The sequence below is a fragment of the Aerococcus sp. 1KP-2016 genome (genome assembly GCF_002252085.1).
Taxonomy (GTDB): domain Bacteria; phylum Bacillota; class Bacilli; order Lactobacillales; family Aerococcaceae; genus Aerococcus.
In genome coordinates, this window is the sequence record NZ_NEEY01000017.1 from 25,727 (window position 1) to 34,684 (window position 8,958).

Annotated in this window: 8 protein-coding genes; 2 read left to right on the plus strand and 6 right to left on the minus strand. The window is 38.6% G+C overall.

Features of this window, described 5'->3' with window-relative positions; genetic code table 11:
• Window positions 1–2: 2 nt before the first annotated feature.
• From mgtE to B9P78_RS04770, 4 genes are all read right to left on the minus strand, one after another.
• Window positions 3–1,436: a magnesium transporter gene (mgtE, locus tag B9P78_RS04755; protein ID WP_094518379.1), complete on the minus strand. Its 1,434-nt coding sequence runs from the start codon at window positions 1,434–1,436 to the stop codon at window positions 3–5.
• Between the two features lie 62 nt (window positions 1,437–1,498).
• Window positions 1,499–2,380 carry an RluA family pseudouridine synthase gene (locus B9P78_RS04760; RefSeq protein WP_199445736.1) on the minus strand — a complete coding sequence of 294 codons (882 nt, stop codon included), beginning with the start codon at window positions 2,378–2,380 and terminating at the stop codon, window positions 1,499–1,501.
• Between the two features lie 44 nt (window positions 2,381–2,424).
• Complete coding sequence (locus B9P78_RS04765) at window positions 2,425–3,249, minus strand: NAD kinase (protein ID WP_094518380.1); 825 nt, start codon at window positions 3,247–3,249, stop codon at window positions 2,425–2,427.
• A gap of 117 nt (window positions 3,250–3,366) precedes the next feature.
• Entirely contained in the window at window positions 3,367–3,969 is a 603-nt protein-coding gene (locus tag B9P78_RS04770; protein WP_094518381.1) for a GTP pyrophosphokinase family protein, read from the minus strand.
• Window positions 3,970–4,181: 212 nt separating this feature from the next.
• On the opposite strand from B9P78_RS04770, the gene B9P78_RS04775 reads away from it, so the two are divergent.
• Both B9P78_RS04775 and B9P78_RS04780 read left to right on the plus strand, forming a co-directional pair.
• The gene (locus B9P78_RS04775; protein ID WP_094518382.1) at window positions 4,182–4,775 is read left to right on the plus strand and encodes a CYTH domain-containing protein; all 594 of its coding nucleotides are present in this window, start codon (window positions 4,182–4,184) and stop codon (window positions 4,773–4,775) included.
• 193 nt (window positions 4,776–4,968) lie between these two features.
• A complete protein-coding gene (locus B9P78_RS04780) occupies window positions 4,969–5,664 on the plus strand; it encodes a DsbA family protein (protein ID WP_094518383.1) in 696 nt (231 codons plus the stop codon).
• Between the two features lie 185 nt (window positions 5,665–5,849).
• Here B9P78_RS04780 and pepF read toward each other — a convergent pair whose 3' ends face one another.
• Window positions 5,850–7,646 carry an oligoendopeptidase F gene (gene pepF, locus B9P78_RS04785; protein ID WP_094518384.1) on the minus strand — a complete coding sequence of 599 codons (1,797 nt, stop codon included), beginning with the start codon at window positions 7,644–7,646 and terminating at the stop codon, window positions 5,850–5,852.
• Between the two features lie 68 nt (window positions 7,647–7,714).
• Entirely contained in the window at window positions 7,715–8,770 is a 1,056-nt protein-coding gene (locus tag B9P78_RS04790; RefSeq protein ID WP_094518385.1) for a competence protein CoiA, read from the minus strand.
• Between the last annotated feature and the right edge of the window lie 188 nt (window positions 8,771–8,958).

Below are 8,958 nucleotides of genomic sequence, written 5' to 3' on the forward strand. Positions count from 1 at the left end.
CATTAAGCCAATAAATGTAGGAATTGCGACGCAATCGTGAAGTATATCAGAACCGAGGTCAAATCGGACAATGTCGAAATGAACGGCCCTGAGGTAACTGCTGGATCCAACCCTAATTTATCCATTAAGATGGGTATCAATGAACCCGCTAGGTTGGCCACGGTAATTGCCGCAAGCATAGAAATACCAATCACGTCACCCAGAATAAAGTTTTGTTGCCAAATACCCACGACAACCATTACCACAAAACCAGTGACCCCACCAGAAATTAAACCCGTTAGAATTTCACGTAAAATCATGGAGCCCAAATTCGAATTTTCATCATCCGGCGTTGCTAATTTTCGCACGGCAACGGCCAAGGATTGAGTCCCGGCATTCCCTGAAGTACCTGTAATTAAGGTAATAAATAATGACAATGTCGCTACTTCAGAAATCATGCCTTCATAGTTTGAAATTAAAGATGACGTACCCATACCCAAGAACAATAGGATAATCAGCCATGGCAACCGCGATTTGGCAGAAGCCCATGGTGATGTATATTGTTCATCAACATCTACCCCGGCCAAACCAGAGTAATCTTGCATGGCTTCGTCATCCAAAACGTCGATAACATCATCAACGGTTACAATCCCGATTAGTTCACCTGTTTCTTCCACAACCGGCACGGCTAGGAAGTCGTAGTCTTGAATCGTACGGGCAACATTAATTTGGTCTTCATTTACATCAACCGAAACCACACGATCAGACATTAATTCGTTGATCATGACATTCCCATCATTCACAATCAAGTCACGAAGGGATAGTACCCCGACCAAACGATTATCTTCATCTACCACATATAGATAGTAGATTGTTTCAGCGTTAGCCGCCTTAGCCCGTAACATGGTCATCGCCGATTTCACGGTTTGATTGGTCGTAATCGACACAAATTCCGTGGTCATAATGGAACCAACCGTCTCATCCGCATAATGCATCAATACTTTAATATCATCTGCTGCCGCTTTTGGCATCAAATGCATATATGTTCTAATTTTTTCCGGTTTCAATTCATTCAGAATATCTACCGCATTATCGGTATACATATAAGACAAGACATCGGCAGCATAATGATCTTCCATATCGTATAAGAAAGTCAGAATTTGGTCATGATCGTCTTCATCGATAATGTCATAAACCTCTGCTAATTCCTTAGGATCCAGGTAATGATGCACCTTCACACGGTCCGCTGGTTCCAAAGTTAAATATATTTGAGCTTGATCATAGGTATGGTTTTTGAAGAATTCCTCTTCAAATGCTTCTTGATCATTATTATGCAACGCCTCAATAATACTCGCATATATTTCTTCATCGGTAGGATGACTTAGCTCATAAATTTCCACTTCATCATTATCTACTTCTTGAATGTTTACATCATATTTTTCTTCATCACGACTCATATTCTCACCTCTATATCTTTTTGTAATCTTACACTTTTATTATCTTCCCTCTATATTATAGCCTACAAAGGTAACCATGACGAAATATCATCCGGCACTGGCCCCTTAATTTCAATCATTTCTCCGGTAAAATGATGGCGAAACTTCAATGATTGGCAATGCAAAGCCTGACGTTGTATGGGGTAAGCTAAACTCCCCCCATACAAATCATCACCAATTAGAGGTGCCCCATGAAAAGCAAAATGCACCCGTATTTGGTGCGTACGCCCTGTATGTAATTGAACACGATACACTTTGACATCACCAATCTCTTGGTCTAGCCAAAATTCCGTTAAGGCATCTTGTCCCGATTCATGTACGCGACGTTCCACAATTGAACGTGGACTTCGGTCAATAGGGTCATCAATAAAGCCATGATCAACTTCTTTTACCCTCTGATTCGCAATTGCGATATAGGTCTTTTCCAAGCCTTGTTTCTGCATCTGCTGGTCGATTAAGCCATGGGCAAAGGCATGTTTAGCAAACAACATGACCCCACTCGTATCCCGGTCCAAACGTGTCACTACATGAATAACCTGGTTTTCATAATTTTGTTTTTGATAATACGCCTTCAATATATTGGCCATAGACCCTTGAGGATTATACTGCGATGGAATCGATGTATAGCCAGCTGGTTTGTTGACCGCAATATAATGGTCGTCTTCAAACAGAATATCAATTGGCAAATCAATCGCCTCAATAATCTCCTGCTTCCCTTCGCTCGGTAACATAACAGTCACCTTATCCCCCACACGAAGCGGATGGCGTACATTTTGTTCTACGCCGTTCACTAATATTTGTCCCCCATGAAACTTAATCCGGGACAACATTCTTCTAGAAACCCCATGATGTTTCAAAAAGGTTCGCGTCAAAGAAGCCTCCTCAGCTTGCCATTCGAATACCATCATACTCATTACGACCTTTCCCTACCAATATAAATATTGTTGATTTAATTTCTTCTTCTTGGTGCATCATTGACCCCAATGAATGAATTCTCCACACGGTCCCAGAAATGCATGTGACGATAGCGCGCGAAATGCACCCGTTCTGGCGCTACCCTATATGTAATTTGTGCCACATCAGAAATTTGATATGTTAAATGATCGAGTGATAAAAATACACCACCCATATCGTGATCTTTCACCGGTTTGACAACAATCCATTCATCTTTTGCAATCAGGATTGGGCTCGCCAACGACCGGTAAACACGGTTGTTTATCGAAGCAATCTCCGTCAATTGAATAGTATCTAAACGTGGATGGACAATAGCTCCCCCAAGTGATTTATTCAAGCCAGTTGATCCTGTTGGCGTGGAGATACATAATCCATCACCTTTAAAGAATTCGAACTTTTCTTCTTTGATGAAAATTTCACTGGTCATTGTACCTTCATATCGACGGATTGCAGACTCATTTAAGGCAATGTGACGCTCTTGACGCCCATCCTTATAATCTATGGTGACCTCTAATAGCGGATAGGACACACTTTCACCAGAATCATTACGTAAAGCAGCTAAAAATTCAGGTAATTCGCTTTCCGTCCAGTCTGTATAAAAGCCCAAATGACCCGTATGGACACCCACAAATCGAACTGTATCTAACATGTCAGCGTAAGTGTGGAAGGTCTCTAAAAGCGTACCATCTCCACCGATTGAAATGGCCAACTCTGGATTATCATAATCCAGTTCAAATTCAGCATTATCAATGGAAGCTTTTACTATGTCGTGAATTTTTTTTGAATTATCGCCGTCTCTATAATGAACTGCAACTCTCATCCTATATCCCCCAAATCATCCTCGTGCACTTGCTACATTGATGTTGATATAAAAACACAGAAGCTCTTAGAAGAATCCATTATTCCTCACAGATGCTTCTGTACCTTTATCCAACTTTTACGCGTCTTTAATTTCCTCACGTATTGCGGACATTTCTTCATCTAATTGAAAGGCTGCTTCTGCTGCTCTTTCTAAACGTTTATGTAATTCCATAGGATAGTCACCTGCATACTTGTAATTCAAAGAATGCTCGATTGTTGCCCAGAAATTCATTGCTAAGGTCCGAATTTGAATTTCTACAAGAATACTGTCTGTCCCTGTTATACGTTCAATTGGATATGCAATGACAATATGATATGAACGGTAACCACTAGCCTTCTTATGGGTTATGTAATCACGCTCTACAATAATATCGAAGTCTTCACGGTTGTGTAGAATCTCTACAACACGATATATATCTTCCACGAATTGACACATAATGCGAATACCACCAATATCTTCGATGACATCCTCAATATTTTGCTCATTCATTTCAACGACTTCTCTAAATTTCGCTTTTCTCAAGATAGATTCTGGTCTTTTCACACGACCAGTTACAAATTCGATTGGGGATTGAAGATTCGCTTCTTCAAATTCGTTTCGAATACCTTTAAATTTTACTTTTAGTTCCTCGACAGCCTGTCGATACGGCGCAAGAAAACTCTGCCAATCTTCCACCATTTCGTCACCCACTTTATATAGTATAAACACATAAGCATCCCATTTATTCTAACACAATTTCATCTATATTTATAACAAAAAAGGCAAGCGTGGACAAAGTTTGCATGCACTAACCAAATAAATTTCTTGATATTGATATGAAGTCTTTTAGTGTTAACTTTATGTAAATCTTGATATACTAAACAATGAAATCAGAAAAGGGGACGTTTACCATGACGAAAAATATTGAAATTGAATATAAGAACCTGTTGAGTGAAGCGACCTACAATCGGTTATTTCAGGCCTTTGCATTTGATCAAACACCTGCCTTAACACAGAAAAATATTTATTTTGATACAGAAGATGGTAAATTACGGAATCAACAAATCGGACTTCGCGTGCGAATCACAGATACCTACGTCCACTTAACCATGAAACAACCAGTGGCCAACCATCAGAAATTAGAAACAACCGACAAATTGACGTCAGCAGATGCTGAAGTGATTGCTACTACCGGTAAATTAACAAACGGACCCGAAATTGCGAAGATTTTAGCTGGATTTGATATTGCGTTAAGTGATCTTGTAGTGATTGGCCAATTTAAAACCGTCCGCCATCAACAAAGCATTCAAGGGCATACCATGGTGTTAGACCATTGCTATTTTAGCCAATTTGAGGATTTTGAACTGGAAGTCGAGAGCCATGATGCAACAAGTGGTCAAGCCTTTTTCCAAGAAATCTTGCAAAAATATGATATCCCCCAACAAATTGTGAAACAAAAAATTCGTCGTATGTCACAATCAGCGGCGGATCCAATTGTGGCATAAACATAAGTTATATCACGAGGATGGTATTTTACTTACGCAAAAGTAATATACAGCGAACCATATAGATTGCAATTTTAAATATGTCCTGATAGAATTGGGCGATAGCTTAGATTTGAAGTACGTATTTAACCAAATAATGTAACACCCAAGACGAAATGAAAACTGTAAAAAATAAATAGTATAGGAGTAGAAAATGGCACAGAAATTAACCCAAACAAATGCTGGTAAAGACAGTGGCATCGTTCCCTGTCAACATAACCATGTATTTGAGGTATTTTTATTTGTGAACCCACTAGGTGATGCGTGTTTGACTTGCGAAGAAGAAGTCTTAAAATTTGTCAACCAAACAGACAATAAAGTGTACTTCCGTATCATTACAACAAGTGACATGCACACATTTAATAATTATGTGAAGGCGCTAGATCGTCCATTGACCCTAGCCGAGCGTAACGAGCTTTACTTAGCCCACCAAGAAGTCTGTAAGGCCTATAAGGCAGCACTACTTCAAGGGAAAAAAGTTGGCCGTGGCTTCTTAATGAATATTCAAGAATATTTTGGTCGTCAAGGAAATCCTTACACTCACGAGAAAATGTTAGAAATTGCCCAAGCTAGTCGCTTAGACATGGAAATGTGGCAACAAGATATCGATTCTGATTTGACCAAAAAAAGTCTGGTAGCTGATGCAAAACTTGCTCGTCAAATGCAAATTTCAGTTAACCCTACTGTTGTTATTTTTGATAATATTAATTATAAATATGGTCTAAAAGTTGAATCAAATATCACACAAGAAAGCTTAGAATCATTAACCAATCAAATGATGATGAAATCTGAGGAAGCGATGGCCCTAAAAGCAAAAAATAGCCCTCGTTTAACATGTATTAAAAAATAATCAAATTATTGACGCGTTGAGATGAAAATTTCAGCGCTTTTTTATGTGAATTTTGCTGAGTAACTCACTTCTAGCAAAAACACGCTATTTGATTATTTCGCAATGATAATGCATGTTTGATTTTACATCATTTATAATAAAAACCATCCTGGGGTTCAACGCTCCAGGATGGTTTTTGGTTTCATCTATTTATTCAACAAAGCTTTTAATTCTTTTAGTCGTTCTGAGAATTGGGCTAATGTTTCTTCAATGTAGGTAGCATTAGTCATATCGATACCCGCGTTCTTCATTACGTTGATTGGGAAATCAGAAGAACCAGATTTTAGGTATGTTAGGTATTTTTCAACTGCCCCATCTTCACCTGCTACCATGCGTTTAGCTAAAGTGTTGGCTGCCGAGAACCCAGTTGCATATTGATATACGTAGTAGTTCATGTAGAAATGCGGAATACGAGACCATTCTAAAGCAATTGTACGGTCCTCACCAACGGCTGGACCATAGTATTTTTTGTTTAGATCAAAGTAATTGTCGCTAAGGAAATCAGCAGTTAGCGGTTGACCGCTCGCGTCTGATTCGTGCATGAATTTTTCGAATTCAGCAAATTGTGTTTGACGGAAGATTGTACCTTTTACACCATCTAAGTAGTGGTTTAAGATATAAATTTGGGCTTCCTTGTCTTTGATTGTGTCTAATAAATATGATGTTAATAAGTTTTCGTTTGTTGTTGATGCAATTTCTGCCACGAAAATTGAGTAGTCTCCGTAGATGTATGGTTGATTGGTACGCGTATAGTATGAGTGCATTGAGTGACCTAATTCATGAACTAAGGTATATAAGTCATTCAAGGAATCTTGCCAGTTTAGTAACACATATGGGTTGGTGTCATATGCACCAGATGAATAAGCACCTGAACGTTTCCCTTCGTTTTCGTAAACATCAATCCATTTTTCGTCAAAGGCTTTTTCAAGGTCTTTCAAGTATTGTTCCCCTAGTGGCGCTAAAGCTTTAAAAGTAACTTCTTTAGCTTCTTCGAAAGTGAACTTGATTGGCGCTTCACCTGTTAACGGTGTGTACATATCCCACATTTGTAAGTCCTCGATCCCCAACATATCTTTACGTAAAGCTACATATTCATGTAATAAATCTAAATTTTTATGAATTGTGTCTAGTAAAGTATCATAGACACTTTCAGGAATATTGTTATTATCTAGGGCCTTTTGACGTGCTGAGTCGTAATGACGTACTTTGGCTGTATAATTGTGCCCTTTAATATTGCCCGACATCAAAGATGCATTGGTATTCTTCACTGCGTCATATGATGCATACAGCTGTTTAAAGGCTGTTTCTCGTACTTCACGATTACTGCTTTCTAATAAGACACCGTATGACCCATGAGATAGGGTTACATCATTGCCATCTTCATCTTTTACTTTACCGAATTTCAAATCAGCATTGTTTAATAGAGAGAATGTAGTTGACGAGTTGCCAAATATTTCACCGGCACCAGCTAATAATGATTCTTCATTTGGTGAAAGAATATGCGCTTTTTTGGCGAATAGTTCTCGGAAGAAATGACCATATGTTTCTGATGCTTCCAATGTCGCTTGAATATCTTCAGCTACAGTCAACACTTCAGGTTCAAACCATGAAATTTTCTCGCTTACTTGCGCCGCTAAGGCACCCGCTTGACTATTGTATGTTAAGTATTTGTTGTCACTAGTATCTTGGTCATGTTTCAAGTGTGCATAAACATATAAGACCTCTAATTCACGACTCACAGCCAGTAACTCTTCTAATGCGCTCACAACTTGATCGGCACTTTCTGTTAAGGTGCCTTTATATGATGCAAAGTTTTCTGCCTTCGCCGGGAAAGCCGCTAAGGCCGTTTCAAATGCCTCGTCACTTGGAAAAATGGTGGTTAAATCCCATTGAAATTCACTATCTACTTCGTTTCTTGGTTTTGCTTCAAAAATTTTAGCCATAATTACCCTCCGTTTTTTTAATGATATTATCATTTTAACATAAGGCAAAGTTTTCCTACACTAATTTGCTAGCTCATTTTGAAATGTCTGATGAGTGCACGTATATATTGTTCAATCAAGTCTTTTGTAAATGGTGGATGTTCATAAAAGCAATCATGTTCATACATATAGGCTAAAATATCAGACAAGGGCATCCCTTGGTCTGTGAGAACTTGATAGATGACCAATAGATGCCAATCTACATGTTTGGTAAACACAGTTTGACCCCGATAGTTAAATATTTTTGGATTTATATGTTGGATATATCTCCCCCGTACATATAAAAAATCTAAAATTCGTTTTTCAAATTGATTGGGACTAACTAGTAGTGTTTGAATGAAGCGATTTTGTTTTATTGGCTTCGATATTGTTTCAATTTGGATTGCAAGATAAGCTACTTTCTCTGGCGCTGGTTGTACACAAAAATAATATAAATATTTAGATATTTTCATTATGATTTTGCGCATTGGCTTGCCATAAATATCCAGATTCAGCAGTAATACCTTTTCCTCATCTTCATACCAAAATGGCAGACAAAATCCAAAGGCTGGCATATGGATGATAAAGGGGCGTAGACGATTTATCACACTGGACTTGGGATGAACACCTTTTGAATTTTTAAAGATGCTAGCATAGTCTGATTGGTAGCCTAAGAGCCACACTACAGCTATCCCATGCTTTGCATAGTCCGCCTCTCTGGCATAGACAGATTGTGCTGATAAAGGTGAATATTGAATTTCAATGGTCAGATGTTGGTGAATGCCCGTCTGTTGATTTATAAATATATCTGCTCGTCTCATTTTATCTTCAATAGAATATTCAATATGACACGGGATTCCTGCTAATTCAAGCTGGTGTGCAATGGCTATTTTCGCTTGCTGATGAAGGTCAGATTCACCCTTGCCAATATGATCTGCGCTTTGGTTAAAATGAGCGAAATGCGGCCTAGTATGGGGGCCCATTTTAAAGAATACGGCTTGCTTACAATGTGGGCAGTACAAATTTTTCCTTGCGTGAACTGAGCCAAGTGTCGCAATATCGCTTGCCCTTATATAGCTACCCTCACTTGTCTGTGCCAAATCCATTTTCCCACCTCCACTATTTATATACGTGTAAAAATAGAAAATGCGCGAAATTTGCCACAAAAAAAATCCCAGACATCTAGTGTAGAGGCCCCCAAAAGAGACCAAAAATCTAACTTTTGGGGGTTTATTTTTATGGCAAAATATTCACTAGAATTTAAATTGGAAATTGTTAAACATTATCTGGGGAA